At 73.8% G+C, this 25,036-nt stretch carries 24 protein-coding genes and 2 pseudogenes; 13 read left to right on the forward strand and 13 right to left on the reverse strand.

Annotated features, from left to right (window positions below):
- Positions 1 to 64 precede the first annotated feature (64 nt).
- The 4 genes from QF030_RS06235 to QF030_RS40540 form a co-directional block, all read right to left on the reverse strand.
- Positions 65 to 1,210, reverse strand: coding sequence for an LLM class flavin-dependent oxidoreductase (locus tag QF030_RS06235; protein ID WP_307161637.1), 1,146 nt, complete (start codon positions 1,208 to 1,210; stop codon positions 65 to 67).
- An 88-nt stretch (positions 1,211 to 1,298) separates the two neighbouring features.
- The gene (locus QF030_RS06240) at positions 1,299 to 2,483 is read right to left on the reverse strand and encodes an SfnB family sulfur acquisition oxidoreductase (protein WP_307161638.1); all 1,185 of its coding nucleotides are present in this window, start codon (positions 2,481 to 2,483) and stop codon (positions 1,299 to 1,301) included.
- Between the two features lie 7 nt (positions 2,484 to 2,490).
- On the reverse strand, positions 2,491 to 3,045 hold the full coding sequence (gene ssuE / locus QF030_RS06245; RefSeq protein WP_307161639.1) for an NADPH-dependent FMN reductase: 555 nt from the start codon (positions 3,043 to 3,045) through the stop codon (positions 2,491 to 2,493).
- 336 nt (positions 3,046 to 3,381) lie between these two features.
- Positions 3,382 to 3,465 (reverse strand): putative leader peptide, encoded by an 84-nt coding sequence (locus tag QF030_RS40540; protein WP_373428880.1) that lies wholly within the window; start codon positions 3,463 to 3,465, stop codon positions 3,382 to 3,384.
- A 137-nt stretch (positions 3,466 to 3,602) separates the two neighbouring features.
- On the opposite strand from QF030_RS40540, the gene QF030_RS06250 reads away from it, so the two are divergent.
- Positions 3,603 to 4,520 (forward strand): LysR family transcriptional regulator, encoded by a 918-nt coding sequence (locus tag QF030_RS06250; protein ID WP_307161640.1) that lies wholly within the window; start codon positions 3,603 to 3,605, stop codon positions 4,518 to 4,520.
- Positions 4,521 to 4,819: 299 nt separating this feature from the next.
- Here QF030_RS06250 and QF030_RS06255 read toward each other — a convergent pair whose 3' ends face one another.
- Positions 4,820 to 4,987, reverse strand: a complete 168-nt coding sequence (locus tag QF030_RS06255; RefSeq protein WP_199920247.1) for a hypothetical protein — start codon at positions 4,985 to 4,987, stop codon at positions 4,820 to 4,822.
- Positions 4,988 to 5,510: 523 nt separating this feature from the next.
- On the opposite strand from QF030_RS06255, the gene QF030_RS06260 reads away from it, so the two are divergent.
- Both QF030_RS06260 and QF030_RS06265 read left to right on the forward strand, forming a co-directional pair.
- Positions 5,511 to 7,028: an SDR family oxidoreductase gene (locus QF030_RS06260; RefSeq protein WP_307161641.1), complete on the forward strand. Its 1,518-nt coding sequence runs from the start codon at positions 5,511 to 5,513 to the stop codon at positions 7,026 to 7,028.
- A 97-nt stretch (positions 7,029 to 7,125) separates the two neighbouring features.
- Entirely contained in the window at positions 7,126 to 8,499 is a 1,374-nt protein-coding gene (locus QF030_RS06265; protein WP_307161642.1) for a cryptochrome/photolyase family protein, read from the forward strand.
- 7 nt (positions 8,500 to 8,506) lie between these two features.
- Here the strand turns inward: QF030_RS06265 and QF030_RS06270 are convergent, their stop codons facing one another.
- The gene (locus tag QF030_RS06270; protein ID WP_373428741.1) at positions 8,507 to 9,454 is read right to left on the reverse strand and encodes a LysR family transcriptional regulator; all 948 of its coding nucleotides are present in this window, start codon (positions 9,452 to 9,454) and stop codon (positions 8,507 to 8,509) included.
- A gap of 129 nt (positions 9,455 to 9,583) precedes the next feature.
- Here QF030_RS06270 and QF030_RS06275 point away from each other — a divergent pair, with 129 nt between their 5' ends.
- Positions 9,584 to 10,279: a type 1 glutamine amidotransferase domain-containing protein gene (locus QF030_RS06275; RefSeq protein ID WP_307161644.1), complete on the forward strand. Its 696-nt coding sequence runs from the start codon at positions 9,584 to 9,586 to the stop codon at positions 10,277 to 10,279.
- A gap of 213 nt (positions 10,280 to 10,492) precedes the next feature.
- Here QF030_RS06275 and QF030_RS06280 read toward each other — a convergent pair whose 3' ends face one another.
- Positions 10,493 to 11,470 carry a MerR family transcriptional regulator gene (locus tag QF030_RS06280; protein WP_307161645.1) on the reverse strand — a complete coding sequence of 326 codons (978 nt, stop codon included), beginning with the start codon at positions 11,468 to 11,470 and terminating at the stop codon, positions 10,493 to 10,495.
- Between the two features lie 139 nt (positions 11,471 to 11,609).
- Here QF030_RS06280 and QF030_RS06285 point away from each other — a divergent pair, with 139 nt between their 5' ends.
- From QF030_RS06285 to QF030_RS06295, 3 genes are all read left to right on the forward strand, one after another.
- Positions 11,610 to 12,203 carry a sigma-70 family RNA polymerase sigma factor gene (locus QF030_RS06285; protein WP_307161646.1) on the forward strand — a complete coding sequence of 198 codons (594 nt, stop codon included), beginning with the start codon at positions 11,610 to 11,612 and terminating at the stop codon, positions 12,201 to 12,203.
- A gap of 399 nt (positions 12,204 to 12,602) precedes the next feature.
- Entirely contained in the window at positions 12,603 to 13,043 is a 441-nt protein-coding gene (locus tag QF030_RS06290; RefSeq protein ID WP_307161647.1) for an SPW repeat protein, read from the forward strand.
- 190 nt (positions 13,044 to 13,233) lie between these two features.
- The gene (locus tag QF030_RS06295) at positions 13,234 to 13,806 is read left to right on the forward strand and encodes a GNAT family N-acetyltransferase (RefSeq protein WP_307161648.1); all 573 of its coding nucleotides are present in this window, start codon (positions 13,234 to 13,236) and stop codon (positions 13,804 to 13,806) included.
- A gap of 199 nt (positions 13,807 to 14,005) precedes the next feature.
- On the opposite strand, the gene QF030_RS06300 is transcribed toward QF030_RS06295, so the two are convergent.
- Positions 14,006 to 14,782, reverse strand: a complete 777-nt coding sequence (locus QF030_RS06300) for a GNAT family N-acetyltransferase (protein ID WP_307161649.1) — start codon at positions 14,780 to 14,782, stop codon at positions 14,006 to 14,008.
- A gap of 40 nt (positions 14,783 to 14,822) precedes the next feature.
- On the reverse strand, positions 14,823 to 15,221 hold the full coding sequence (locus QF030_RS06305) for a MerR family transcriptional regulator (protein WP_307161650.1): 399 nt from the start codon (positions 15,219 to 15,221) through the stop codon (positions 14,823 to 14,825).
- A 122-nt stretch (positions 15,222 to 15,343) separates the two neighbouring features.
- Here QF030_RS06305 and QF030_RS06310 point away from each other — a divergent pair, with 122 nt between their 5' ends.
- Both QF030_RS06310 and QF030_RS06315 read left to right on the forward strand, forming a co-directional pair.
- Entirely contained in the window at positions 15,344 to 16,543 is a 1,200-nt protein-coding gene (locus QF030_RS06310) for an MFS transporter (RefSeq protein WP_307161651.1), read from the forward strand.
- A 50-nt stretch (positions 16,544 to 16,593) separates the two neighbouring features.
- A pseudogene (locus QF030_RS06315) lies at positions 16,594 to 16,752 on the forward strand (nucleoside deaminase); the annotation flags it as partial.
- Here the strand turns inward: QF030_RS06315 and QF030_RS06320 are convergent.
- Positions 16,751 to 16,888 (reverse strand): annotated as a pseudogene (locus QF030_RS06320) (nucleoside deaminase); the annotation flags it as partial. The pseudogenes QF030_RS06315 and QF030_RS06320 sit on opposite strands and share 2 nt — an antisense overlap.
- A gap of 126 nt (positions 16,889 to 17,014) precedes the next feature.
- Positions 17,015 to 17,689 carry a chaplin gene (locus tag QF030_RS06325; protein ID WP_307167488.1) on the reverse strand — a complete coding sequence of 225 codons (675 nt, stop codon included), beginning with the start codon at positions 17,687 to 17,689 and terminating at the stop codon, positions 17,015 to 17,017.
- A 328-nt stretch (positions 17,690 to 18,017) separates the two neighbouring features.
- On the opposite strand from QF030_RS06325, the gene QF030_RS06330 reads away from it, so the two are divergent.
- Together QF030_RS06330 and QF030_RS06335 are read left to right on the forward strand one after the other, a co-directional pair.
- Entirely contained in the window at positions 18,018 to 19,637 is a 1,620-nt protein-coding gene (locus QF030_RS06330; RefSeq protein WP_307161652.1) for an alpha/beta hydrolase, read from the forward strand.
- Positions 19,638 to 21,128 carry an FMN-binding glutamate synthase family protein gene (locus tag QF030_RS06335; protein WP_307161653.1) on the forward strand — a complete coding sequence of 497 codons (1,491 nt, stop codon included), beginning with the start codon at positions 19,638 to 19,640 and terminating at the stop codon, positions 21,126 to 21,128. It abuts the gene before it with no gap.
- 37 nt (positions 21,129 to 21,165) lie between these two features.
- On the opposite strand, the gene QF030_RS06340 is transcribed toward QF030_RS06335, so the two are convergent.
- Positions 21,166 to 21,984, reverse strand: a complete 819-nt coding sequence (locus tag QF030_RS06340) for an alpha/beta fold hydrolase (protein WP_307161654.1) — start codon at positions 21,982 to 21,984, stop codon at positions 21,166 to 21,168.
- 295 nt (positions 21,985 to 22,279) lie between these two features.
- Here QF030_RS06340 and QF030_RS06345 point away from each other — a divergent pair, with 295 nt between their 5' ends.
- Positions 22,280 to 23,374 carry a baeRF3 domain-containing protein gene (locus QF030_RS06345; RefSeq protein WP_307161655.1) on the forward strand — a complete coding sequence of 365 codons (1,095 nt, stop codon included), beginning with the start codon at positions 22,280 to 22,282 and terminating at the stop codon, positions 23,372 to 23,374.
- A 177-nt stretch (positions 23,375 to 23,551) separates the two neighbouring features.
- On the forward strand, positions 23,552 to 24,577 hold the full coding sequence (locus tag QF030_RS06350; protein WP_307161656.1) for a Gfo/Idh/MocA family protein: 1,026 nt from the start codon (positions 23,552 to 23,554) through the stop codon (positions 24,575 to 24,577).
- Between the two features lie 13 nt (positions 24,578 to 24,590).
- Here the strand turns inward: QF030_RS06350 and QF030_RS06355 are convergent, their stop codons facing one another.
- A complete protein-coding gene (locus QF030_RS06355; RefSeq protein ID WP_307161657.1) occupies positions 24,591 to 25,004 on the reverse strand; it encodes an SsgA family sporulation/cell division regulator in 414 nt (137 codons plus the stop codon).
- Positions 25,005 to 25,036: the final 32 nt, after the last annotated feature.

The following is a 25,036-nucleotide window of genomic DNA, read 5'->3' on the forward strand; positions in this document are numbered from 1 at the left end:
TCACCGGCACTGGGGTCCCGCCCGCCGCGGGGGGGCGAGGCCCGCCACGGACGAAACGCATGCTTCAGCCGGCGAACGGCACCTGCGTCGAGGGAGCGGCCCCGGTGCGGAAGGGATGCCGCCAGAGCCCCTCCGTCGCCAGCCGGGGCAGCACGCCCTCGCCGAACCAGTACGCCTCCTCCAGGTGCGGATACCCGGAGAGCACGAACTCCTCGATGCCCAGCGCCGCGTACTCCTTGATCAGCGCGGCGACCTCCTCGTGGCTGCCCACCAGCGCGGTCCCCGCGCCCCCGCGCACCAGGCCGATCCCGGCCCACAGGTTGGGGTGGATCTGCAGCCCGTCGCGGTTGCCGCCGCCGTGCAGGGCGAGCATCCGCTGCTGGCCCTCGGACTCGCTGCGCGCCAGCCCGGCCTGGACGGACTTCACGGTCTCCGCGTCGAACCCGGCGAGCAGCCGGTCCGCCTCCGCCCACGCCTCTTCCGCCGTGTCGCGGGTGATGACGTGCAGCCGGATGCCGAAGCGCAGCGTCCGCCCTTCCCTCGCCGCGAGCCCCCGCACCCAGGCGATCTTCTCGGCGACCTGGGCCGGCGGCTCGCCCCAGGTGAGGTAGACGTCGACGTACTTCGCGGCGACCTCACCGGCGATCGGCGAGGACCCGCCGAAGTACACCTCGGGCACCGGCTCCGGCACCCGGGCCAGCTTGGCGTCCTCGACCTGGAGGTGTTCGCCCTTCAGGTCGACGGTCCCGCCCTCCCACAACTCCCTGACGATCTGGAGGAACTCACCCGTGCGGCGATAACGGTCGTCCTTGTCCAGGAAGTCGCCGTAGGCCCGCTGCTCGTGGCTCTCGCCGCCGGTGACGACGTTGAGCAGGAGCCGTCCACCGGTCTGCCGCTGGAACGTGGACGCCATCTGCGCGGCGAGCGTCGGCGAGACGAAGCCCGGCCGGAAGGCGACCAGGAACTTGAGCCGCTCCGTGTGCTGGCTGACCATGGCCGTCGTCAGCCACGCGTCCTCGCACCAGGCCCCGGTCGGGGTCAGCGCGCCCACGAATCCGAGGTCCTCCGCGGCGCGGGCGATCTGGCTCAGATAGGCGACGGTCGGCGGCCGGTCCCTTCCGGAGACGGTGGCGGGGGTGCCGTGACCGCCCCCGACGACATGACGGCTGTCGCCGTTGGTGGGGAGGAACCAGTGGAAGGTGAGGGACACGCGGGTCTCCGTTCGGGAATGTCCGTCTGGCGGTACGAGGCGGCCGTTGCCGGTCCTGGGCCGGCCATGGCGTTGCGCGGGCGTGGCGCTAGAGCAGCCCGTGGCGCGGCGGCCGGGTGCCGTTCAGTACGAACCGTCCGATGTGCTGGATCTTCCAGCGGGTCGGATCGTGCAGGGTGTGCGTGCGTGCGTCGCGCCAGTAGCGGTGCAGATTCAGGGAGTTGAGGGAGGAGCGGGTGCCGGAGACCTCGAACAGTGCGCTCGACACCTCCACCGCCGTCCGCGCCGCCTGCACCTTCGCCGCGGCGACCGCGAGCGACGCCTCGGCGGCCGTGTCGTCGGTGAGGTCGGCGTGCGCCGCGTCGACCGAGTGGGCGGCTTCGCGCAGCAGTGCCTCCGACGCCCTGACCTGAAGGGCGAGTTCGCCGAACCGCTGGATCAGCAGCGGATCCTCGCCGGCCGTCTCGACGCCGCTCTCGAACCACGGCCTGCTCTTCGTCCGTACGAACTCCGCCGCTTCGGCGAGCGCGCCCGCGGCGATCCCCGCGTCGATGGCGGCGTGCAGCAACTGGGCCACCGCGCCGTGCAGTTGGGGACCCTCGAAGGTGAGGTGGTGCGGCAGGACACGGTCCGCGGACACCGGGACGCCGTCGAGCCGGACGGTGCCGCTGGCCGTCGTGCGCTGGCCGAACCCGTCCCAGTCGTCGATCACGGTGAGCCCGGGCGCGTCGGACGGCACGTAGGCGACGTGCAGCCTGTCGTCCTCGGCGCGGGCCAGTACCGGGATCCAGTCGGCGAAGAGGGCGCCGGTGGAGTAGTGCTTGACGCCGGTCAGGACGTAGGAGCCGTCCGGCCGGGGCTCCAGTCGGGTGCGGATGTCCTGGACGTGCCGGGTGCCGGCCTCCGACTGGGCGTTGCCGAAGCGCCGGCCGGCGAGCAGTTCGGCGAAGAAGAACGTGCGCTGCTCCGCCGTGCCCTGACGCCGGATCACGTTGACGTACACGAAATGGCTCTGTGGGATCTGGGCGAGGCTGCCGTCGGCGGCGCCCAGCAGGCGGAAGATCTCCGCGAGCGTGCGGGTGCTGACGTCCGCCCCGCCGTGGTCGGCGGGGACGGTGACGGCGAGCAGCCCGGAGGCGGACAGCCGGTCCACCTCGGCTCTCGGCAGGCGGCGTTCGAGGTCGCGTGCGCAGGCTCCCGGACGGAACTCCGCGGCCAGCGAGGCGGCGACGGCCAGTGCCTCGGCGTCGTCGGCGATGACATGGGCGGACATCGTGCACTCAGCTCGCCGCGGCCAGAAGCGGTGTCCGCCCGAGCGCGGCAGAGAACTGGTCGACGACCTGGGTCAGCGCCTCGGTGGCCGCCGGAGCGATGCTGAGGGAGCCGTCCTCGTGCGCGGTGATGTCCTTGTCGAGGGTGAACCAGCCCTGCACGATGTGGGCCGCGCCCATGGAGTTGAGCACGGGGCGCAACGCGTAGTCGATGGCCAGGACATGGGCGGTGGAGCCGCCGGTGGCCAGGGGCAGGACGGTCTTGCCGGTGAGCGCGTACTGCGGGAGCAGGTCGAGAAGCGCCTTGAGGACTCCGGAGTAGGACGCCTTGTAGACCGGGGTGGCCACGACGACGCCGTCCGCGCGGGCGACCAGTTCGGCCGCCTCGACGATCGCCGGGTGGCGGAAGTCCGCGCCGAGCAGGGCCTCGGCCGGGATGGTACGGACGTCGAGGGGGATCACCTCGTGCCCCTGGGCGGCGAGCCGCTGGTCGAGGTGGCGCAGCAGACGGCCGGTGCGGGAGGAGGCGGAAGGGCTGCCGGAGACGGACAGGACGGTGGCCATGGGTCCTCTTTCGAAGGAACCCGGGCCACCCCGCACGGCAGGGCGACCCGGTGGGAGCGGTCAGGAGTACCAGAGGATTCGGGCAGTTCGCCCTCGAGGACCCGGCAGCCGACCTCGCGGCGCCTGCGGGCGACGGGGTCGTGGCGTGCAGGGGCGCGGACCATGCGCCGGAAGCAGTTCGTGCCCCCGGCGGTGGCCGTGTCCCCGGCGCCTGTTCCCGGGCATGCCGAATTCACTCGGCGCGCGGGCGCCACGGGTATGAGAACGCCGACGGGATGCGGGCGCGATGAATTCAGCCGGAGAAAAGGAAAAGCACGGCGGATCGCGGGGAAGTGATCAGGCCGCGGCGCAACAGGAGGCGCTGGAGACGCGCGCGAGGTCGACGTGGCGTCGCCGCGTGAGGTCCGGTCGCATCTTCATGTCCCCGATCGTGGCAGCCGCCGACGACGGCAGTCAAGGCAAACCCGACCGGTCTCGTATCGCGGACCATTGAATTTCACGAAGGTGTGACAGGGAAACCCTTGAACAGGCTTTCCGCGGACCCGCATTGTTTCGTCGTGCGAACGGAACAGCTGGAATACATCGCGGCGGTCACCCGGCTCGGTTCCCTGCGCCGGGCCGCCGAGGAACTACGCCTTTCCCAACCCGCGTTGAGTGAGACCGTGCGCAATCTCGAGCGGGAACTCGGAGTGGATCTCCTGGAACGCAAGCGGTCCGGCGCCACCATGAGCGCGTCGGGCCGGGAACTCCTGCCGCACATCATCGGGGTGCTGGACGCGGTGGACCGGCTGCGCTCGGCGGCGGGTGAACAACACCGGATCAGCCGGATGGTGCGGGTCGGCACGGTGAACGCGGCGACCGTGCCGCTGCTCATCCCGGTGGTCCGGGAGTTCCGGGCGGCGCACCCCGTGACCCAGGTGGAGGTGGTGGGCGCCCAGCAGACCGACATCCACCGGGGCTTGCTGGAGGGCGGGTTCGACCTGGGCCTGGTCAACCACCTCGAGGGCGACGACGTGCCCGCCGAGTTCGACTCCACCGAGCTGCTGCGCGGCCGGCCGGTGGTGTGCGTGCGCCCCGACAGCCCGCTGGCCTCGGCGCCGTCGGTCTCGGCGGACGACCTGCTCGACGTACCGCTGATCGGGATGCGGTCGGGTTATGTCATGCACCGCTACGTCCACCGGCTGCTGGACGGCCGCGGTCCCTCCTTCGCCTACTCCACCGACGGGGCGGAGATGGGCAAGCTGATGGTGGCCGAGGGGCTGGGGGCGACGGTCCTGCCCGACTTCAGCGTGGTCGGCGACCCCCTGGAACGGCTCGGGGCCCTCACCCACCGGCCGATCAGCGGCGACACGACCCGGGTGCTGCTGATGCTGCACCGGCGGCGGGCGGAATCGGTGCCACAGGCCGCGCGGGACCTGCACGAGGTGTTCGTCCGGACGGCACGCACGCTGGGCGGGGCGCCCGAGGCGCCGTAGGCCGGCACGGACCGGGCGGGCGCCGTGAGCCGCCGGCCTCCCGGTCGGCCACCGTGAGCGCCGCCGGGCCGCGGATGCCCTGTCGCGGTCGGCGGCCCCGCCGCCTCCGGCATCTCGGCCACCGGGGACTGCACGGGGGCGCCACCGTCTCCGCCACCGGGCGCACCCTCGCGGTGCCCGCGCCGTAGGGCGCCCGGTTCCGGTGGCGGCGCGGCCGACGACGGGCGAAAGCCTGAAGGCGACCGAACCCCGACGGCCGGGCCCGGACCGCGCCCGGGCGGCGCCGGCCCAGGTGCCGATCAGTCCTCGTCGCCGAGCGGGACCACGACGAGGAAGGCATCCGACTTCAGATCCATCACCACGGTCGCGGGCTCCCCCTCGGCCCGCCGCCGTGCCGCGTACTCCTCCGCCGGCCACGATCCTCGCGGGGATCCTGCGGGGAAACGCTCCAACACCTTCGCGCCCATAGCGGCAGACACCTCCCGTGCGAAACGGACAACCTCTTCGGGGTTCGGTTGCCCGGGATCGGCGCGGTCATGTTCGGATGCCTGCCGACGGCCCGTCACCGCCTTGCGGCGGCCGTGTCCGAGCCGCCCGGCCACCAGGCCGGGGCGCCGATGTCCCGCGCCGGCGCGGGCACCGGCAGCGAGCGCACGACGAGCGTGTCGGGCAACACGCCGAAGGCGACGAGGAAGGCGATCCGGGCGAGGGAGCCCCTGGTCGCCCGCGAACCCGTGCACCAGCCGGTTGATCTCGCCGTTCGTCCGCCGCGACCGGACGGCGAAGACGTGCAGGTCGGTCGGCGTCCCCGGTGCCTCGGACGGCTGTCCCGGCACCCGCCCCTCACGGTCGTTCGCCGTGGCCGGGGGGCCGGCGCAGTCGCCGTCCGCGGTCACTCGTTCGTGCGCACAAGCCCCTGCCGCATCCGCGGCCGTCCCGCGCGTGGAAGCGATCTGCGAGAGGGCCACCGACGCGAAGGAGCGAGGACTCATGACCGCAGACGGCCGCGGCACCCTGTGCCTGGTGACCGGCGCCACGGGATACATCGGCGGCCGGCTCGTCCCGGAGCTGCTGGCGGCGGGACACCGGGTGCGCTGTCTGGCCCGCTCACCCGACCGGCTGCGCGACCACCCGTGGGCCGGCGATGTCGACAAGGTGCGCGGGGACGTCACGGACGCCGCCTCGGTCGCGGCGGCGCTGCGCGACGTCGACGTCGCGTACTACCTGGTGCACGCGCTCGGCACCGGTGAGGACTTCGAGGAGACCGACCGGCGGGCGGCCCGGATCTTCGCGGAGGGGGCGCGCGCGGCGGGAGTGCGCCGCGTCGTCTACCTCGGCGGCCTCACACCCGCCGGGGTGCCCGAGGGGGAGCTCTCACCGCATCTGCGCTCACGCGCCGAGGTGGGGAGGATCCTGCTCGACTCGGGCGTGCCCACCACCGTGCTGCGGGCCGCGGTCGTGATCGGCTCGGGCTCGGCCTCCTTCGAGATGCTGCGCTATCTGACCGAGCGGCTGCCGGTGATGGTCACTCCGAGCTGGGTGCACACCCGTATCCAGCCGGTGGCCGTCCGCGACGTGCTGCGCGCCCTCGTCGGCTCCGCCGGGATGCCGGACGACGTCAGCCGGGCCTTCGACATCGGCGGGCCCGACGTCCTGACGTACCGCGAGATGATGCTCCGCTACGCGGCCGTCGCCGAACTGCCCCGCCGGATCATCCTGTCCGTGCCGGTCCTCACCCCCGGCCTGTCCAGTCACTGGGTCGGTCTGGTGACCCCGGTGCCGGCCTCGATCGCGCGGCCGCTCACCGAGTCGCTGCGGCACGAGGTGGTCTGCCACGAGCACGACATCGCCCGGTACGTACCGGACCCGCCCGGCCATCCCCTCGGTTTCGACGAGGCGGTCCGGCTCGCCCTGCGCAAGGTACGGGACGCCCGGGTCGCCACCCGGTGGTCCTCCGCGTCCGTCCCGGGCGCCCCCAGCGACCCGCTGCCCACCGACCCCGGCTGGGCCGGCGGCAGCCTCTACACCGACGTCCGCGAACTGGTCGTCGACGCTCCCCGGGAATCCCTGTGGCGGGTGATCGAGGGCATCGGCGGCGACAACGGCTGGTACTCCTTCCCCCTCGCCTGGGCCGTCCGCGGCCGGCTCGACCGGCTGGTCGGCGGGGTGGGGCTGCGCCGCGGCCGCCGGGACGCCGCCCGGCTGCGGGTGGGCGATTCGCTGGACTTCTGGCGGGTCGAGGAGATCGAACGCGGGCGCCTGCTCCGGCTGCGGGCCGAGATGCGGCTGCCGGGCCTGGCCTGGCTGGAGATGTGCGCCGAAGAGGAATCCGGCGGCCGTACCCGTTTCCGTCAGCGCGCCGTGTTCCACCCGCACGGGCTGCTCGGCCACGCCTACTGGTGGGGCGTCTCCCCCTTCCACGCCCTCGTGTTCGGTGGCATGGCCCGCAACATCGCCCAGGCGGCGGTGGCGGACGCGAAGGCGCGGGCGCGGGAGCCGGTCCGCTGACCGGCCGTCGAGGCGACCCGCGCCGCTCTCCCCGGCCTCCGCCGGGCGCCGCCCGCGAAGCAGCCGCTCGTCCGAACCTCTGCCCCGGAGCCCTGTCATGAACGTCTCGGTCGTCCTGTTCACCGCCGACCTGCGTCTGCACGACCACCCGCCGCTGCGCGCGGCCCTCGACGGGACGCGGCAGGTGGTCCCGTTGTTCGTGCGCGACCGGGCCGTGGACGATGCCGGGTTCGCCGTGCCGAACCGGCTGGCGTTCCTCGCCGACTGTCTGCGCGATCTCGACGCCGGGCTCCGCGCGCGGGGCGGCCGGCTCGTCGTGCGCTCGGGCGACCTGGTCGAGCAGGTGTGCCGGGTGGCAGCCGAGGCGGACGCGGACGAGGTCCACCTGGCCGCCGACGGCAGCGCGCACGCGCGGCGCCGCGAGGAACGGCTGCGGCGCGCCCTGGAGTCGGAGGGTGTACGACTGCATGTGCACGACGCGGTGACGACCGCCGTCGGTCCGGGCGCGGTGACCCCGGGCTCCTCCGACCACTTCGCCGTCTTCACGCCGTACTTCCGGCACTGGTCGCAGTGGCGGCAGCGCGAACCGCTCGGCCCGCCCCGGACCGTGCGGGTGCCCGACGTGGTCGGCTCGGAGGCGCTCCCCACCAGGAACGGGCTGTCGGGACTGTCGCCGGGGCTGGCCCGCGGAGGCGAGGTGCGGGGCCGCGAGCGGGTCGCCCGCTGGCTGCGGTCGGACATCGCCGCCTACGGCGACGGGCAGGACGACCTGGCCGGTGACGCCACCTCCCGGCTCTCGCCCCATCTGCACTTCGGCACCCTGTCCCCGGTGGAGCTGGTGCACCGGGCGCGCCGCGTCGGCGGGCCGGGAGCCGAGGCGTTCGTACGGCAGCTGGCCTGGCGCGACTTCCACCGCCAGGTGCTGGCGGCCCGGCCCGCCGCGGCGAGCGCCGACTACCGCACCCGACACGACCGCTGGCGTTCGGAGCGGACGGCGGGCGCGGACATCGAGGCCTGGCGGGCGGGCCGTACCGGCTACCCGGTGGTCGACGCGGCGATGCGGCAGCTGCGCCACGAGGGGTGGATGCACAACCGGGGCAGGCTGCTCACCGCGAGTTTCCTCGCCAAGACGCTGTACGTCGACTGGCGCGTCGGCGCCCGGCACTTCCTGGACCTGCTGGTCGACGGGGACGTGGCCAACAACCAGCTCAACTGGCAGTGGATGGCGGGAACCGGCACCGACTCGCGGCCCAACCGGGTTCTCAACCCCGTCACCCAGGCGAAGCGCCACGACCCCGACGGGGCGTACGTACGTCGCTGGCTGCCGGAGCTCGAGGGGGTGGCGGCGCCCGCGGTGCACGAGCCCTGGAAGCTGCCGGGCGGGGACCGGGCGGCGCTCGGCTACCCCGATCCGATCGTCGGGCTCTCCGACGGACTCGCCCGCTTCAGGCGGGCCCGGGAGCGCTTCTGAGCGCGCGTCACCAGGAGGGTGCCACGCCCAGCAGGAGGTCGCGGACCCGGGTCACGTCCGGGCTCTCCACCGCGCCGGGGCGCTGGACGAGGAACGTCGTGTTGATCGGCGGGTCCGCCGGCTCGTGGAGCGGGACGAGGGCGCCGGAGGCCAGCTCGCCGAGGCAGAGGTAACGGGGCAGCACGGTGATCCCCGCCCCCGCGACGACCGCGGCCAGCACCCCGCGCAGGTCGGGCACGGTCACCGCGGCGGAGTCCGACAGGCGGCGGCCGAAGACGTGCCGCCAGTAGCGGCGCGCGATGGGCAGGTCCTCGGCGTAGGTGACCAGCGGGACGGCGTGCAGTGCCGCCGGCCCGTCGGTGGCCAGCGGTGCCCGCAGCCGGCCGGCCCACTCCGGTGCGGCGACCAGTACGAACTCCTCGTCCGTCAGCGGGACGGCGGTCAGGGTGCGGCCGCGCGGCCGGGTCGTGGCGATGACCAGGTCGTGCCGTCCCGTCCGCAGTTCCTCGAGCAGCCGGTCGGTCAGACCGGTGGCGACGCGCAGCCGGACGCCCCCGGCCACCAGCGGCGCCAGCGCCGGGAGGGCCCGGGTGCACAGGAGCTCGGCGGGCCCGGCGAGATGCACCGGGTCGGCCCGTCCGGCCGCCGGGTCAGGACCGGCCACGGTGGCCAGTTCGTCGAGCGGCGCGGAGACGCGGGCGGCGAGCTCGTCGGCGACGGCGGTCGGCGAGACGCCCCGCGGGAGCCGCTCGAAGAGTTCGCGCCCGGCCTGCCGCTCCAGCGCGCGCATCTGCGTCGTCACGGTCGGCTGGGACAGCCCCAGCGACTGTGCGGCTCCGGTGAACGAGCCCGAGCGGTACACGGCGAGGAAGGTGCGCAGGAGGTTCAGGTCCAGGTGCTCGGCGGGGCGGCCGTCGGTGTGTTCCACAGGCCCCAGTATCTCCCCACCTCCCATAGGAAGCCCTATGCCGGGCATCGGAATCGTCATTGGCTCCCTATGCCTCGACCGCCTAGGTTCGAGGCATCCAACCCGTCGGCGGTTCGCCCTCGCGAACGCCGGCACCGACACCCCCGGAGTTCACCCATGGCCAAGATCCTCTTCGTGCTGACCGGCGCCGACCACTGGACGCTCGCCGACGGCACGCTTCACCCCACCGGCTTCTGGGCGGAGGAGGCCGTCGCCCCGTACGAGGCGTTCCGGGCGGCCGGCCACGAGGTCGTCGTCGCGACACCGGGCGGTGTCGTCCCCACCGTGGACCAGGGCAGCCTGGCCGCGGAGGCCAACGGCGGTCAGCAGGCCGCCGACCGGATCGCCGCCGCGCTCGACGCCATGCGGGAGCTGCGACGGCCGGTGCGGCTGGAGGACGTCGACCTCGACGACTACGCCACGGTCTTCTACCCGGGCGGACACGGCCCCATGGAAGACCTGGCGGTCGACGCCGTCTCGGGCCGGCTCCTGGTCGACGCCCTTCGCTCGGGCAAGCCCCTGGGTGTCGTCTGCCACGGCCCTGCCGCGCTGCTCGCCGCGGTGGCCGAGGACGGCTCCAACGCCTTCGCGGGCTACCGGGTCGCGGCGTTCACCAACGCGGAGGAGCTTCAGGCCGGTCTGGGCGACAAGGCCAAGTGGCTGCTCCAGGACCGGCTCACCGAGGCGGGCGTCGAGGTCCGGGTCGGCGAGCCGTGGGCGCCGCACGTGGTGGTCGACCGCAACCTGGTCACCGGCCAGAACCCCGCTTCCTCCGCCCCCCTCGCCACGGAGCTGCTCAAGCAGTTGGGCTGACTCCCTCGACCGCCCCGCCGGGCCCTGAGCAGTCCGGCGAGCGCGGTGCGGCCGCCACCGGCCCGTGGCGGATGCGACCGGGCCCGCGCATCCGCCCGGCCCGCTGGTGCGGGCACCCGCTCCCGTCCGATGTGGAGCGCGAGCGGGCACGGCCCGTCAGGGGCGTAGGTCGTGGCCGGCTCGGTCAGGGGGCGTAGCCGGTGTCCGGCACCGTCAGGGGGCGTAGGTCGTGGCCAGCACCGTCAGGGCGTCGCTCAGGCCGGTCGGGCGGGGCAGGCCCGGCACGGGGCGGCCGGCCCAGCCGGGGCCGGCGAGCACCACGACCGGGGCGCGACGGGCTCCGGTGACGCCCCAGCGGGTCTCGGCGATGTGCCGGGCGAGGGGCAGGCTGGCGGTGGAGCGGGCCTGGGCCCACAGGACCACGGCGACCGGCCCCAGCCGGTGCACGGCCGAGGTCAGCGCCTCGACGGGCACCGCCGCTCCGAACATGCGGGTGGGAACGCCGAGTTGGCCGAGCCCCGCGTTGAGCGCCTCCAGCGGCAGGCTGTGCTGCTCGCCCGGCACGCAGGCCAGGACCACCGGCCCCGGGCCGCTCGCCGCGTCCTGGGACACGACAGCGCGGGTGGCGCGGCGCAGGGCGGTGGAGACGTGCCAGGACAGCAGGTGCTCGACCTCGACGTACCGGTCGCCGGACGAGGCCCACTTGCGTCCCACGGCATGCAGCGTCGGAACCATCACCTCCTGCCAGGCGACGACGAGTCCGTGCCGTTCGACGGCCGTGGCCAGTCGCTCCGCGACGGCCGACGCGTCGAGCCGTACGGCGGCGCGGGCGAGCCCCCGGCACTCCTGGCGGACGTCGCCGCCGAACGGCGGCACACCTGCCGTGGCCGGCCGTACGGCGTCCCCGTCCTCCGGCTCGGCGGAAGGCGGCGGCGCTGTCTCCTTCGCCGCCCGGGCCGCGTCCGCGGGCGGCACTCCGGACGAGGTGAGCCGGCACATCGTCTCCAGTACGGCCACGTCGCCCGGGCGCCAGCGCCGGTGCCGCCCGTCGGCACGGACGGCCGGCCCGATGCCGTACCGGCGGTCCCAGGAACGCAGGGTGGTGGGCGCGACACCCAGTCGGCGGGCCAGCGCTCCGGTCGTCAGTCCCGCGTCGTCGGCGCTCGGGCCCGTGGTCGGAATCGTGCTCATGGAACGACAATACGACGCAGAAACGACGCATGTTGAGGCGCGTGGTGTCCCACTCGCAGGATGACCTCCTCGGGGCACCCCCCAGAAAACGTCCCGGAACGGCCTGAGCGCAGGCCGCCCGACGCGAGGAGCCGCCGCCATGAGCACGCAGCAGACCGCCGTGCCCTGTCCCGCCCCGATCCAGGAGTCGCTCGCCGACGCGGAACTCGCCCGGGGACTGGCGGCGGGGGACGAGGCGTCCCTGGCCGCCGTGTACCACCGCTGGCGCGCCCTGGTGCACTCACTCGCCTGGCGTTCCCTGGGCGACGCGAGGGAGGCCGAGGACGTCACCCAGCAGGTGTTCCTCGGGGTGTGGAGCGGTCGTGCGGGCTACCGGCCCGAGCGCGGCGCCCTCGGCGGCTGGATCGTCGGCATCACCCGGCGCAAGATCGCCGACGCGCTGGCCGCCCGGACCCGCCGCCAGGAACTCGTCGCCTCGGCCGGCTCCTGGCTGACCCTGCGCGACCCCGGCCTCGGCGGTCCCGAGGGGTCCCTCGACCACGTGCTGGTGCGCGGTGAACTCGCCAGGCTTCCGGCACCGCAGCGGCAGGTCCTGCGGCTGACCTTCTACGAGGACCTGACGCAGACGCAGATCGCCGAGCGGACGGGCTGGCCCCTGGGCACGGTCAAGAGCCACGCCCGGCGCGGCATGCTGCGGCTGCGCGGCCGCCTGGGGTCCGGACCGCAGGACTGAGACCCCGGCCGACGCGCGCGTCCCCGAACGAACCCTGCTTTTCGATGCACAAACGCTGCGTTCGACCTCTCCGGGAAAATGGACGCGGACGGATCCCCCGCCCGTCGGGCGGCGGACGGATCCCACCCGTCGTGGCCCGGGAGGCGCCGGTGCAGGCGTGGCGCACGGCTACCGGTACGCCGGGCGCCGGGCGCGGAGCCGGTCGTCGGCCCGGAGAGAGCGATCCGGCGGTCCGGCTCGGGGACGGGCATCCCTGCCGTCAGGGATGAACAAGCAGATACCCGAACAACACCTTCTAGCTCTGCACATAAAGGATAAATAAGAGCAGAATGGAGAGGCGCGGCACTCACCGCACACCGCTCCGAAGCGGTCGGGCCCGGAAGTCGAAGGAGACGCGTCATGGCCAACGTCTCGCCCACCAGAGGTGACATGTCGACGCACCCCGATGTCCCCGAGATGCAGGCGAGGTACGCCCGCATGCTCGGCGGTCGTGATGTGGCGCTCGTGGACGGACCGGTGTTCCTGCTCGGTCTGTACTGCGCCGTGTCCCCGTGGATCCTTCACTACACCGCCAGCCAGCCCGCGCTCATGACCCACAACCTGATCGTCGGGATCGCGATCGGCCTGCTGGCCCTCGGATTCACCGCGGCTCCCGCGCGGATGTACGGCCTGAGCTGGGCCATGTGCGCGCTGGGCATCTGGATGATCATCGCACCGTGGGTCGTCGGCGACAGCCCGGACGCCGGTGTCGCGGTCAACAACATCATCATCGGTGCGCTGGCCCTGATCCTGGGACTGATGTGCACCGCCACGGCGGCGCGGAGTACCCCGCAGTCGTAGAGAGCCCCTCCCGCCCCGGACGACGGCCGGGCCGGTCCCCACGCGTGGACCGGCCCGGCCGCGGCGCGTGCGTCGCCCGGCGACCTGGCGCGGAGCCTCGCTTCGTCGGTTCGTCGCCTGCCGCCGGAGGACAACCCCCGCTGCGGGCGGGGCACTTGTCGATCGGGGCGCCGCTGGACAGGATCGGCGCATGGAGACCAAGGGAAGTTTCGTCGTACCGACCGCACCGCTGCGGCTCGAAGGGGCGGGGATCGTGCTGCGCGAATGGACCGAGGACGACGTCGACGCGCTGGTGGAGATGTACGACGACCCCGAGATCGCCCGGTGGACCCCGGTCGTCTCGCCCTTCGACTCCGGCGCGGCCCGCGCCTACCTCGACAAGGCGCGCACGAGCCGGGCCGAGGGCCGCACCGCCCAGCTCGCGGTCACCACGGACGGCGGGCGCCCCAGGGGCGAGGTGCTGCTGTTCCGCAGCGGTTCCGACGAGCGGGACGCCGAACTCGCCTACGGTGTCGGCGCCGAGCACCGCGGGCAGGGGCTCGCCGCCCGGGCGGTGCGCCTGGTCACGGAACTCACGCTGCGCGAACTCAGGCCACGGCGGCTGGTGTTGTGCATCGAGCACGGGAACACGGCGAGCGAGGCCGTCGCCCACGCCTGCGGGTTCACGCTCACCGACGAGCTGCCCGTGACCCGGCAGGCCAAGGGCCGCGAAGTCCTGCTGCGCACCTGGTCCCTCCGCCCGGAGAACGCCGACCGGGGCTGACGACAGCCGCCCGGCCGGGAACGTCGTACCCGCCCGGGCGTCGGCTTTCCCGTCGTCGGCCACGAGGAGTCCCGCGCCCAACCGGTCCCGAGCCGCCCCAGGGATGCAACGCGGGCCGTCCCGCTCCGGACGGCCATGCGACGCGGCGGACCGTATGGCGGCCGGGACACCTCGCACGGCGGAACACCGGTCGCCGCCCTCAGCGCGCGTACACGTACGGCGTCGTGGTGCTCAGGGGCGCGAAGCCCAGACGTTCGAGGATGGGGCGGCTCTGGTCGGAGGCGTCGACCTGGAGATAGCGGTAGCCGCGGTCGGCGGCGATACGGGCGCGATGGGCGATCAGCGCGCGGTAGACGCCCCGGCCGCGCCAGCCCTCGACGGTGCCGCCGCCCCACAGGCCCGCGAACCGCGTCCCGGGGATGAGTTCCATCCGCGCCGAGCTCACCGGCACGTCCCCCGCCATCGCGACCAGGGCCACGATCGCGTCCGGCTCGGCGGTGAGCCGCGCGAGCAGGAGGTCGCGCAGCCAGGAGCCGTCGTGTCCGAACGCCCTCTCGTTCGCCTCGACCATGAGCTCGACGCCCGCCCGGTCCGTGACGGGGACGATGCGGACGCCCACGGGCGGTTCGGCGTCCATCAGCTGGTCGACGGTCTCCCCGATCATCAAGGTCTCCTCCGGATCGGCGGTGAAACCGGCCGCCGCGAGACGTTGCGCGAGGTCGGCCGGACGGTCGTGCCCGTACAGCTTCCACTCGAACTCGTGGCCGAGCCCGGTAAAGTAGGCGACCTGTTCCGCGATCACCGCGTCGGCGTCGCCCGAGTCCAGGTCCGACCAGAGCACCCCGCTCCAGCCGCCCTCCCCGCCGACATGACGGACCACGCCGCCGGTCCGTTCGACGCGCGCGTCGGAGCTCTCGGGGCGCGCGCCCTCGCGCATGTCCCGGTCGTACAGGGCGAGTACCGCGGCATGATCCATGCGCCCACTCCAGCACCCGCGCCCGTCCTCGACAACGCAATTACCCGTGCGGGGACGAGTGGGGCGCTGCCACACCGTCCGGTCGTACCGCCGAGAAATAGGCGCTCAACCGGTCGCGGTTGCGGGCCAGGCAGTCGATCCGGGCCTGGATGCGGTCGATGTGACCCTCGAGGAGCGCGGCGGTCTCCGGGGTGAGGTGCTCGGCCGGCAGGACGATCTCGTCGGGACCGGACAGATACGGCAGGATCGCGCGGATCATCTCGGTGGTGAGGCCGGATTCGAGCAGCCCGCGGATCTGCTGGACGTCCCGGACGGCCGCCTCCCCGTACGAGCGATAGCCGTTCTCGCCCCGGTCGGGGTGGAGCAGGTCCTGCTCCTCGTAGTAGCGGAGCAGCCGGGTGGGGACGCCCGTGCGGCCGGAGAGGTCACCGATCTTCATGTCGCGCTCCGATCGTCGCTTCCGGTCGCAGGTGCCCGTCACGGCGCCCTCGTCGCCCGGCGCGGGTTCCGAGCAGGGCCACGCTTGCCTTCACACTGATGTGAATGTTCGAGCATGGTCGCATGTCCACCACCTCCATGGTCAAGGGCACCGCCGTGCCCGCGTCCCTGCCCTGGCCGGGGCTGCTCGCCCTGTCCACGGCCGCCTTCACCGCCGTGGTGACCGAGTTGCTCCCCGCCGGGTTGCTGCCGCGCATGGCGCTCGCGCTCGGCGTCCCCGAGGCCCGGGTCGGGTTTCTGGTCACCGGGTACGCGGTGGCGTCGTTCGCGGCGGCGATCCCGGTGACCGCGCTGCTGCGCGGCCTGCCGCGCCGGCCGGTCCTCGTCGGCACCCTGCTGGGCTTCGCGCTGAGCAACGCGGTCGTCGCCCTGTCGTCGTCGTACGGCCTGACCTTCGCCGCACGTCTGGTCGCCGGCGTCATGGGCGGCACGCTGTGGGCGATGCTCGCCGGGTACGCGGCCCGGATGGTGCCGGCCGAGCGGCGCGGCCGGGCGATCGCGGTCGTGCTGGCCGGCATCACGCTCGCGCTGTCGCTGGGCGTGCCCGCCGGAACGGCGCTGGCCGAGATGCTCGGCTGGCGCGTGACGTTCGGGCTGCTGTCCGGGCTCGCGGTGCTGCTCGTGGGCTGGGTGCGGTGGCGGGTCCCGCGCTTCCCGGGCGAGGCACGGGGCGAGCGGGTGCCGCTCGCCCGGGTCGCCCTGCTGCCGGGACTCCCGGTGATCCTTTCCGTCACCTTGTTCCTGCTGCTGGGCCACCAGGTGCTGTACACGTACATCGCGCCGTTCACCGAGCACGCGGGGTTCGGACGCACGGACGTGGTGCTGCTGGTGTTCGGGGCGGCCACGGTCGCCGGGATCTGGGGGACGGGCCTGCTGGTGGACCGCCGTCCGCGCGCCACGCTGCTCGGCGCGCTCGCCGTCTGCGCGGCGGTCATGCTCGCCCTCGGCCGGTACGCCGACGCGCCCGCCGTGCTGCTGGTCTCCGTCGCCCTGTGGGGAGTGGCCTTCGGCGGGGCGCCGACCCTCGTCCAGACGGCACTGGTGGACGCTTCGGGGCCCGCCGCCTCGGACGTGGCGACCTCGCTCCAGACCACGGTGTACAACGCGGGCATCGCGGGCGGCTCACTGACCGGAGGCGTGGTCCTGGAGACGCTGGGCGCGGGGGCCCTGCCCTGGACGGCGCTGCCCCTGGTAGCACTGGCCCTCGCCGCGGCCGCGCTGGGCCGCCGGCACGCCTTTCCGGTCACGCGGAGCCGGGCCTAGGCCGGGCCGGCCTGCGAAGCCCGGGTCCCCCGCGAGGAGCGCCGTGCGTCATGGTCGAGGCCGCCGAACCGCCGTATCCGCGCCGCTGTGTGCAACTCGCCGCCGGAGGCCCTGCGGTCGGGGGACGAGCCGTGCGGTTCGGTGCTGGTGGGCGCGGACGGCACGGTACTCGCCGAGGACCACAACAGGGTGGGTTTCCGGCGACCGCAGGCCCACCCAGGCGCGGGCTGCCGCGCGCAGCGGACAGTGTTCGCCGGACGTGCAGACCGTCGCCGCGGTCCGCTCCGAGGGCGACAGACGGGCCGCCGACCAGCGGGCCGGCTCGAACTGGAGGCGCCGGGTCCGGTGCGGACCCCGCCCGAGCAGTTCCCTCGCCGGACCTCGTCCGAGCTGAGCGCCGGCGCGGCGCAGGCCCCTCGCTCCGCCGCGTGCGACCGAGGGGACCTGCACATCCGTCCGCCGCGGGGCGGCTCAGCGCTCCGCGTGCGGGCGGAACCGCCGCTGGAGGGCCACACCGCCGAGCAGCAGGGCCGCGCTGCCGGCGAGGGCGGGCAGGGTGGCGTCGGCGCCCGTGCGGGCGAGCGAGGACACGGCCTCGGGCACCCCGCTGTGCGACGCGAGGGCCGGCGTCTGCGGAACGGCCCGCGGGCCCGGATGCTGGGGCTGCGAGGGCGGGTTGTGCCGGGCCGGCGGCTGCGGAGCGGGCTCGCCGGGCGGCGCGGGCTCCGCATCGGAAACGTTGACGGACTCGTTGCCGAATGCCGGGTTCGCGATGCCGACGGCGTTCACGCTGTTGCCGCTGACGTTCACCGGGAGGTGGACCGGCAACTGGACGCCGTTGCCGGAGACGACACCCGGGGAGTCCTGCGTGACGCCGTGCGCGGCTGCGCCTCCGTCGGACGACGCGCCGCGCGGCCCGGCAGCGGCCGCCGCACCCTCGTTGACGCAGGTGTTGCCCGCCGCGGGGTTCAGCACCCCCACCACGTTCACCGTGTTCCCGCACAGGTTCACGGGGAGGTTCACCGGCAGCTGGAGACCGTTGCCGGAGATCAGCCCGGGCGAGTCGGCCGCGGAGCCGTCCGCCGCGGAGTCGGCGTGTGCGGGCAGTGTCACAGCCATCGCACCGGAAACCGCGGCGACGGCCATCACACCGGTTCGGGTAACCCGTCTCATGGGTCCCTGCCTTCCAGACATCAATCGCGGGCACTCGCCCGCACCGGTAGAACGTCGGCGCGCCGCCCGAGTTATGCCTGAACGCTTTTTCACCCCTTTGGCTCCCTTTTCTGATCCCCCTCCGGTCCCGTCCTCGAACTGGTGTCAGCCGCCCCGCACGGGCCTCGCGGGCCGCGCCCGGCGCGGCGCCCAAGGGGGCCCGGGGCCGCCCCCGCCCGCCCGGAGGCGGGTCGCCGGCGGGCCGCTTATCGTGAGCGAGGGCGCCGTTCCCGGACCGCTGCGGGCGTCTCTGGAGGCACTGATGCTGGTCAAGCTGCCGACGCGGCCCGGGCTGCGGCGCTGCGCGCTCGCCGCGACCGCCGCACTGACCCTGATGGGCGCGGGCCTGCCGACGGCGACCGCGCACCGCGACACCGAAGGGGACGACCGTCCCGATCTCTCCCGGTTCTACGGCCAGAAGATCGTGTGGGCGGCGTGCGAGGGCGACGGCATGCCGGAAGACCTGCAGTGCGCCGACCTGACCGTCCCCCTCGACTACGGCCGCCCCACATCCGGCACGCTCGACCTCGCGCTCGCCCGCTACCGGGCCACCGGCGACAAGCGCGGCTCGGTGGTGCTCAACTTCGGTGGCCCCGGCGGCCCAGGCGTCCCCGAACTCGCCTACGCAGGCAAGGGGTTCATGGATCTCACCGACGCCTACGACGTGGTCGGCCTCGATCCCCGGGGTGTCGGCCGCTCCTCCCCCGTCAGCTGCGGGGACGGCGCCGAGAGCGGGCTGGCCTCCCTGGACGACGAGTCGGCTCTCACCGATCCCCAGGCGTTCCTCACCCGGCTGAAGCGGGTCGCCGCCGACTGCGCCGAGCACTCCGGACCGGTGCTGCCGCACATAGGCACCGTCGACGCGGCACAGGACCTGGACGTGCTGCGCGCGGCGCTCGGTGACCGCAAGCTCAACTACCTGGGCTTCTCGTACGGCACCCGGCTCGGCGCGGTCTACGCCGCCCGGTTCCCCGGCAAGGTGGGCCGGCTCGTCCTCGACGGCGTCGACACCCTGACCGAGCCGCTCACCGAGCAGGGCGTCGCGGGCGCCCGGGGGCAGCAGGTGGCGCTGGACGACTTCGTCGGCTGGTGCACCAAGGACATCGCCTGCCCGTTCGGTCAGGATCCGCGGGTGGCCCGCGAGGAGGTCGTCCGGCTCGTGCGCTCGCTGGACGAGGACCCGGTGCCGACCGACTTCGGCGAGGACTTCTCCGGCCAGGACCTCGTCGGCGCGCTCGGGCAGGGGCTGTACAGCAAGGAGCTGTGGCCGCTGCTGGAACGGGCACTGGCGCAGCTCATCGAGAACGGCGACGCCAGCGGCGTACTGAGCTTCGCGACCGGCGGCTTCGCCCTCCCGCTGCCGTTCACGCTGCGGGACCCGGCCCGCGGCGAGCCCTCCCCCGGGGCCCTCGTCGACGAGGAGGACATCCCCCTCGACAACCTGCCCGCGGCGCTGATGGCCATCAACTGCGCCGACGACCCCGACCGGCCGACGGCCGCGCAGATCACCGCGGACCTCGAGCGGCTGCGTGCGGCGTACGACAAGGCCTCACCGGTCTTCGGCCAGTACCGCCTCAACGAGGTCCTGATGTGCTACGGCCGTCCCAAGGGCACCGACTTCATCCGCGACGAGGTGAAGGACCTCAGCACCCCGAAGATGCTGCTGGTGGGCACGCGTGGCGACCCGGCGACGCCGTACCGCTGGACCGTCGAGACGGCGAAGCGTCTCGGCTCCCCCGCCGTGGTGCTCGACAACAAGGGCGACGGGCACACCGGATACGGGTCGTCCAAGTGCGTGCACCGCAAGGTCGACGACTTCCTGCTGTACGGCTCCCTCCCGCCCAGCGGCAGTTCCTGCGGGCCCGACGAGGACGACGGCTGAGTGCGCCGGTACCTGCCGCTGCTGCTCGTCTGTCTCCTCGCGGCCGCGGCGACGGCAGCCTCGTCCGCCCGGTCCCCCTGGTGGTGGATCGCGGCCGGTCCGCTGCTGGCGTCGGCCTGTCTGGGCGGCTGGGACCTGCTCCAGCGCCGCCGCTCCGTACTGCGCAACCACCCGCTGGTCGGACGGCTGCGGTATCCGTCGGAGCCGGTACGCGTGCGTCCGGCGAGCGGCGGCGCGCGGGAGCCGTTCGGCGGCGACCGGGACGTGGACGAGTATCTGGTGCCCTCGCTGCGTCCGGTCGAGCCGGCCGAGGAACCTCCGAGGGTGCGGGTGGGCGGGCCGGACTGCTCCCAGCCCTACGACATGGCGCTGCTGAACGTGTCCGCGATGAGCTTCGGCGCGTTGTCGTCACGCGCGGTCCTCGCCCTCAACAGAGGTGCGGCGCTGGGTCGTTTCGCGCAGGACACCGGGGAGGGCGGGCTGTCGGAGCACCATCTGCGCGGCGGCGGCGACCTGGTCTGGGAGATCGGGACGGGGTACTTCGGCTGCCGCGACGCCGACGGCGGTTTCGACGCGCGGGAGTTCGCGGACAAGGCGGCGCTGCCCGAGGTGAGGTGCGTGTCGCTGAAGTTGTCCCAGGGGGCCGCGCCGGGCAGCGGCGGGACGCTGCCCGGGGTGAAGGTGAGCGCCGAGATCGCGCGGGAACGGAAGGTCCCGGTGGGCGAGACGGTGATGTCGCCGCCCTGCCACCGGGTGTTCTCGACGGCACGTGAACTGGTGCTGTTCCTGGCCCGGCTGCGTGAGCTGGCGGGCGGCAAACCGACCGGGTTCAAGCTGTGCGTGGGCTCGCGGCGTGAGTTCCTCGCGGTGTGCGCGGCGATGGTGGCGGAGGGCCTGACGCCCGACTTCGTGGTGGTGGACGGATCGGAGGGCGGGACGGGCGCCGGGCCCGCGGGGTTCGCCGGGCATCTCGGCATGCCCCTCACCGAGGGTTTGATCACCGTGCACAACGCCCTGCTCGGCGTCGGGCTCCGGGACCGGGTGCGGATCGGGGCGAGCGGGCGGATCGCCACCGGCTCGGACATCGTCACCCGTCTCGCGCAGGGCGCCGACTACACCAACGCGGCCCGGGCGATGATGCGCGCCGTCGGCTGTGTCGGCGCGCTGCGGTGTCACACCGGAACCTGCCCGTCCGGCGTCGCGACCCAGGATCCGCTGCGGGTCCGTGCCCTGAACGTGGCCGACCAGGCCCGGCGGGTCCGGCGCTACCAGTGGGAGACGGTCCGCGACGCCGTCCGGATCATGGCGGCGATGGGCGTCCGCGAGCCTGCCGAGCTCACCCCCGGCCATCTGGTCCGGCGGACCCGGCCCGGCGCCTGCCGCTCGTACGCGGAGCTGTACGAGTGGCTGGCGCCGGGAGAACTGCTCGCCGGACCACCGCAGACCTGGGAGGCGGACTGGAAGGCCGCGGACCCGGACGGCTTCGGATAGCGAGGGCCCCGCGGCAGACGGCCACACCGCTATACGGCTACGACAGCCGCGCGCGCGGCGACGGCCGGGCGGGCGACGCCGGCCCGACGCTGACGAAGGCGTCGATCGCCGCCGTCAGTTCGGCCGGCTTCTCGACGGGGAGTTCATGGCCCGCGTCGAGGATGCGGACGGTGGCGTCCGGACAGGCCTTGGCCATGCGCAGCATCTGCCGCACCGGAAGCTGGACGTCGTGGTAGCCGTGGATCATCAGGGTCGGCGCCTGGATCTCTCCCGCCCGGTCCAGCACGTCGAAGGCGCGCATGGCGCCGTACAGCGTCATGACCACCTCGCGCGGGGTGTCCGCCGAGGACTTGATGTACGCGCGGATCTCGTCGCGGGGATAGCCGGGGGCGAAGGCCCGCTGGATGTTGGCGGCGACGAACAGCTTGAAGGGGACGAGGGTGGAGACGCCCATCAGCAGGCCCCTGCCCCGGCTGTAGGTCATCCGGCCGATGGAGTTCACCAGCACCATGCGCTCCACCCGTTCGGGATGCGAGAGCGCCACGGTCTGCGAGATCATCCCGCCCATCGAGTGGCCGACCGGCACGAACCGATCGATCTCCAGGTGGTCGAGCAGGGCCAGGAGGTCCGCGGCCAGCTCGGCGACCGTCTTGACGCCCGCGCCGCTGCTCTCGCCGTGGCCGCGCAGATCGAACCGGATCACCCGGCGCCGCTCGGCGAAGTGCGCCATCTGGTGGTCCCAGCGGTGCCGGTTCGCCGTCCAGCCGTGCACGAACACCAGGGGTACCCCGTCGCCGTCGCGCGGGCCCTCGTCGTCGTACCTCAGTGCTGCGCCGTCGACTTCGAGCTGCGGCATGGGTGCCTCCTGCGGTGCGGTCCCGGTTACTGACGCGTACGGTAACCGGGCGAGGGGGTCGCCGTCACCGTCGGGCGCCCGCGGGCTCGCGCCCGCCGGGACGTCCGTTCGCTCACGACCTCCGCCGGCACCACGCCCCGGGCGACGCGCAGGACGTCCCCGCTCTCGAACGTCCCCCGACTCCGGCCGAGTTCGGGGTCGCCCCCGCACGCGGTGCAGCCCGCGCAGTCGGGACGGAAGGTGCGGGGCGATTGCCCCGAATGCCTGAAAGGCGATGGGGACCTATCGTGCTCGTATGGAGCACGCACTCAGCCCAGCGACTCTCTCCGAACTGCGCCGCCCGCGCCCCTATCCCGCGGTGTCCGTGCTGACGCCGACGCACCGGCGGGAACCCGAGAGCGCCCAGGACCGGGTCCGGCTGCGCAATGTCGTGGCCGAGGCGAAGAAACAGCTGGAGAGCGACCCGGCGGTCAGCCGCGAGCGGCGCGCCGACGTCGCGCACCAGCTCGACCGGGCCCTCGCCGAGATCGATCTGGCGCACACCGAGGACGGCCTGGTCATCTACGCCGCCCCGGGTGAGCACCAGGTGTGGTCCCTGGCACGCGCCGTCCCCGAACGCGTCGTGTTCTCCGACACCTTTCTGACCCGCAACCTCGTCTCGGCCCAGGCCGCCGACCGACCGTTCTGGGTCCTGTCGGTCTCCGCCGACCGCGTCACGCTGTGGAACGGCGGCGCCGACCGCGTCACCGAGGAGCACGCAGGCGGATTCCCGCTGGTCAGGAGTCAGCCGAACTTCGACGCCGAGCGCATGGAGCGGACCGGCGACCTCCCCAGCACCTTCCGCGACGAAGGCGCCCGCCAGTTTCTGCGCGAGGCCGACACCGCCCTGGGCAGGCTGCTGCGGGAGCACCCCCGACCGCTGTACGTCACCGGCGAGCAGGCGGCGCTGTCGCTCCTCGACGAGCTGGGCGGAGTCACCCGGGACGCGGTGCACGTCGCACACGGCGGGCTCGCCCACGGCACGCCCGACGCCGTGTGGCAGGCGGTGCGCCCGCTGCACGACGCGGAGGCCCGCCGTGACACCGCGGCCGTCGCCCGGGAACTCGACTCGGCCCGCGGTCACAAGACGTTCGCGGCCGGCGTCGACGAGCTCTGGCGGAACGCCCGGGAGGGCCGGATCCGGCTGCTGGCGGTCGAGGAGAACTACCGCGTCACGGTCCGCGACGGCGGCGACCACCTCGTCCCCGCGGTGAGCGGTGATCTCGACGCCCGCGACGACATCGTGGACGAGATCGTCGAACAGTGCCTGGAGACGGGCGCCGAGGTGCGTTTCGTACCCGACGGCACGCTGGGCGACGTCGACGGGATGGCAGGCGTGCTGCGCTACTGACCGATCCCCGCCCGCCCGGCGGCGGCTCGGCCGCCGGTCCCGGTATGGGGCCCGTTATGGGGCCCGGTATGGGGCCCGGTATGGGGCCCGTTATGGGGCCCGGTATGGGGCCCGGTCGGGGGCTCCCACCGGCGGCGTACGCTACGGCGTGATCGTCGACCGGGAGGGTGAGTACGCGTGGGTGACCTGCTGGGCGTGGCCGTACTGGGTGCCGGACACATGGGAGCCGACCACATACGCCGTCTCGACCGCGTGGTGAGCGGAGCCAGGGTCGCCGCTGTGGCCGATCCCGACGCCGCGCGCGCCAAGGAGGCCGCGACCGGGATCGAGGGGGTGACGGTCCACACGGAGGCCGAAGCCGCGCTGGACGCGCCCGGCGTCGAGGCCGTGCTGATCGCCTCCCCCGGCCCCGCGCACCAGGAGGCGCTTCTGGCGGCCTTCGCCCGCGGGCTCCCGGTGCTGTGCGAGAAGCCCATGGTGCCGGACTCGGCCGGGGCGCTGCGCATACTCGAGGCGGAGGCCCGGCTGGGGCGACGGCTGACGCAGATCGGGTTCATGCGGCGCTACGACGCCGGGTACCGCAGGCTCAAGGCGCTGCTGGACGACGGGCGGCTCGGGCGGCCGTTGATGCTGCACTGCGTGCACCGCAACGTCTCCTCGCCGCCGGGCTTCACCAGCGCGATGCTGATCGACAGCTCCGTCTCGCACGAGATCGACGCGGCCCGCTGGCTGCTCGGCCAGGAGCTGACCGCGGTCACCGTGCGGCGCCCGCGCCCCTCCTCCGGCGCCCCGCAGGGTCTGCTCGACCCGCAGTTCGTGCTCTTCGAGACCGACGGGGGCGCCCTGGTGGACGTGGAGATCTTCGTCAACTGCGGCTTCGGGTACCAGGTGCGCTGCGAGGCCGTGTGCAAGGCGGGCAGCGCACGCATCGGCGACGACCAGGGGGTGCTCGTCACCACAGGCGGCGCCGCCGGTGCGGACGTGCCCCAGGACTACCTCGTGCGGTTCGCGGACGCCTACGACCGCGAGATCCAGAGCTGGGTCGACGCCACCCGGCGCGGGCTGGTGACCGGCCCCACCGTCTGGGACGGCTACGCGGCCTCCGCCGTCGCCGAGGCCGGGATCCGGGCCCTGGAGAGCGACACGTGCGTCCCGGTCGAACTCGCCCCGCGCCCCGGTCTGTACAGTCCGGCCGGACCCTGACGCCCGGCGGGTCTCAGACATTGCCGAGCAGTGCCTCCAGGCCCTGGTCGACGGCGGCGCCGACATCCTCCCGGCCCGCCGCGACCACGGCGTAGCTGCGCAGCAGGAACCGGCGCAGGGCGGCCGTGTCGAACTGGAGCAGGGCCAGGCCGAGCGGCGAGTGGAACTCCACCACCGTACGGACCGGTCCGCAGGGCCAGATGTGCACGTCCCCGCTGCCGGCCGGACCGTTCACGCCTTCCTCCAGCAGAGTCCTGCCGAAGGTCCAGGTGACGGCCTCACCAGCGAGGGAGACCTCCCTCGGGAAGTCGACGTGCACGGCGAAGGGGTCCAGGGAGTCGTAGCGGAGCGTGGCGGGCACGGGCAGCTCCTGGTCCTCCGCGGTGATCAAGCGGGCGCGGACGGGTTGTTCCAGAGTGATGTCCATGCATGTACGACCTCGCGAGGGCCTTTTGCATT

This window comes from Streptomyces rishiriensis (assembly GCF_030815485.1).
In the GTDB taxonomy this organism is placed as follows: domain Bacteria; phylum Actinomycetota; class Actinomycetes; order Streptomycetales; family Streptomycetaceae; genus Streptomyces; species Streptomyces rishiriensis_A.

Bases quoted from the DNA above. Each gene is read 5' to 3' on its own strand.
- QF030_RS06280 (WP_307161645.1), bottom strand. From the start codon at position 11,470: ATGAGCACGATTCCGACCACGGGCCCGAGCGCCGACGACGCGGGACTG.
- QF030_RS40540 (WP_373428880.1), bottom strand. From the start codon at position 3,465: ATGAAGATGCGACCGGACCTCACGCGGCGACGCCACGTCGACCTCGCG.
- QF030_RS06330 (WP_307161652.1), top strand. From the start codon at position 18,018: ATGCTGGTCAAGCTGCCGACGCGGCCCGGGCTGCGGCGCTGCGCGCTC.
- QF030_RS06290 (WP_307161647.1), top strand. From the start codon at position 12,603: ATGGCCAACGTCTCGCCCACCAGAGGTGACATGTCGACGCACCCCGAT.
- QF030_RS06355 (WP_307161657.1), bottom strand. From the start codon at position 25,004: ATGGACATCACTCTGGAACAACCCGTCCGCGCCCGCTTGATCACCGCG.
- QF030_RS06240 (WP_307161638.1), bottom strand. From the start codon at position 2,483: ATGTCCGCCCATGTCATCGCCGACGACGCCGAGGCACTGGCCGTCGCC.
- QF030_RS06260 (WP_307161641.1), top strand. From the start codon at position 5,511: ATGACCGCAGACGGCCGCGGCACCCTGTGCCTGGTGACCGGCGCCACG.
- QF030_RS06310 (WP_307161651.1), top strand. From the start codon at position 15,344: ATGTCCACCACCTCCATGGTCAAGGGCACCGCCGTGCCCGCGTCCCTG.
- QF030_RS06275 (WP_307161644.1), top strand. From the start codon at position 9,584: ATGGCCAAGATCCTCTTCGTGCTGACCGGCGCCGACCACTGGACGCTC.
- QF030_RS06270 (WP_373428741.1), bottom strand. From the start codon at position 9,454: ATGGGAGGTGGGGAGATACTGGGGCCTGTGGAACACACCGACGGCCGC.
- QF030_RS06345 (WP_307161655.1), top strand. From the start codon at position 22,280: ATGGAGCACGCACTCAGCCCAGCGACTCTCTCCGAACTGCGCCGCCCG.
- ssuE (WP_307161639.1), bottom strand. From the start codon at position 3,045: ATGGCCACCGTCCTGTCCGTCTCCGGCAGCCCTTCCGCCTCCTCCCGC.
- QF030_RS06340 (WP_307161654.1), bottom strand. From the start codon at position 21,984: ATGCCGCAGCTCGAAGTCGACGGCGCAGCACTGAGGTACGACGACGAG.
- QF030_RS06305 (WP_307161650.1), bottom strand. From the start codon at position 15,221: ATGAAGATCGGTGACCTCTCCGGCCGCACGGGCGTCCCCACCCGGCTG.
- QF030_RS06255 (WP_199920247.1), bottom strand. From the start codon at position 4,987: ATGGGCGCGAAGGTGTTGGAGCGTTTCCCCGCAGGATCCCCGCGAGGA.
- QF030_RS06300 (WP_307161649.1), bottom strand. From the start codon at position 14,782: ATGGATCATGCCGCGGTACTCGCCCTGTACGACCGGGACATGCGCGAG.
- QF030_RS06325 (WP_307167488.1), bottom strand. From the start codon at position 17,689: ATGGCCGTCGCCGCGGTTTCCGGTGCGATGGCTGTGACACTGCCCGCA.
- QF030_RS06295 (WP_307161648.1), top strand. From the start codon at position 13,234: ATGGAGACCAAGGGAAGTTTCGTCGTACCGACCGCACCGCTGCGGCTC.
- QF030_RS06285 (WP_307161646.1), top strand. From the start codon at position 11,610: ATGAGCACGCAGCAGACCGCCGTGCCCTGTCCCGCCCCGATCCAGGAG.
- QF030_RS06265 (WP_307161642.1), top strand. From the start codon at position 7,126: ATGAACGTCTCGGTCGTCCTGTTCACCGCCGACCTGCGTCTGCACGAC.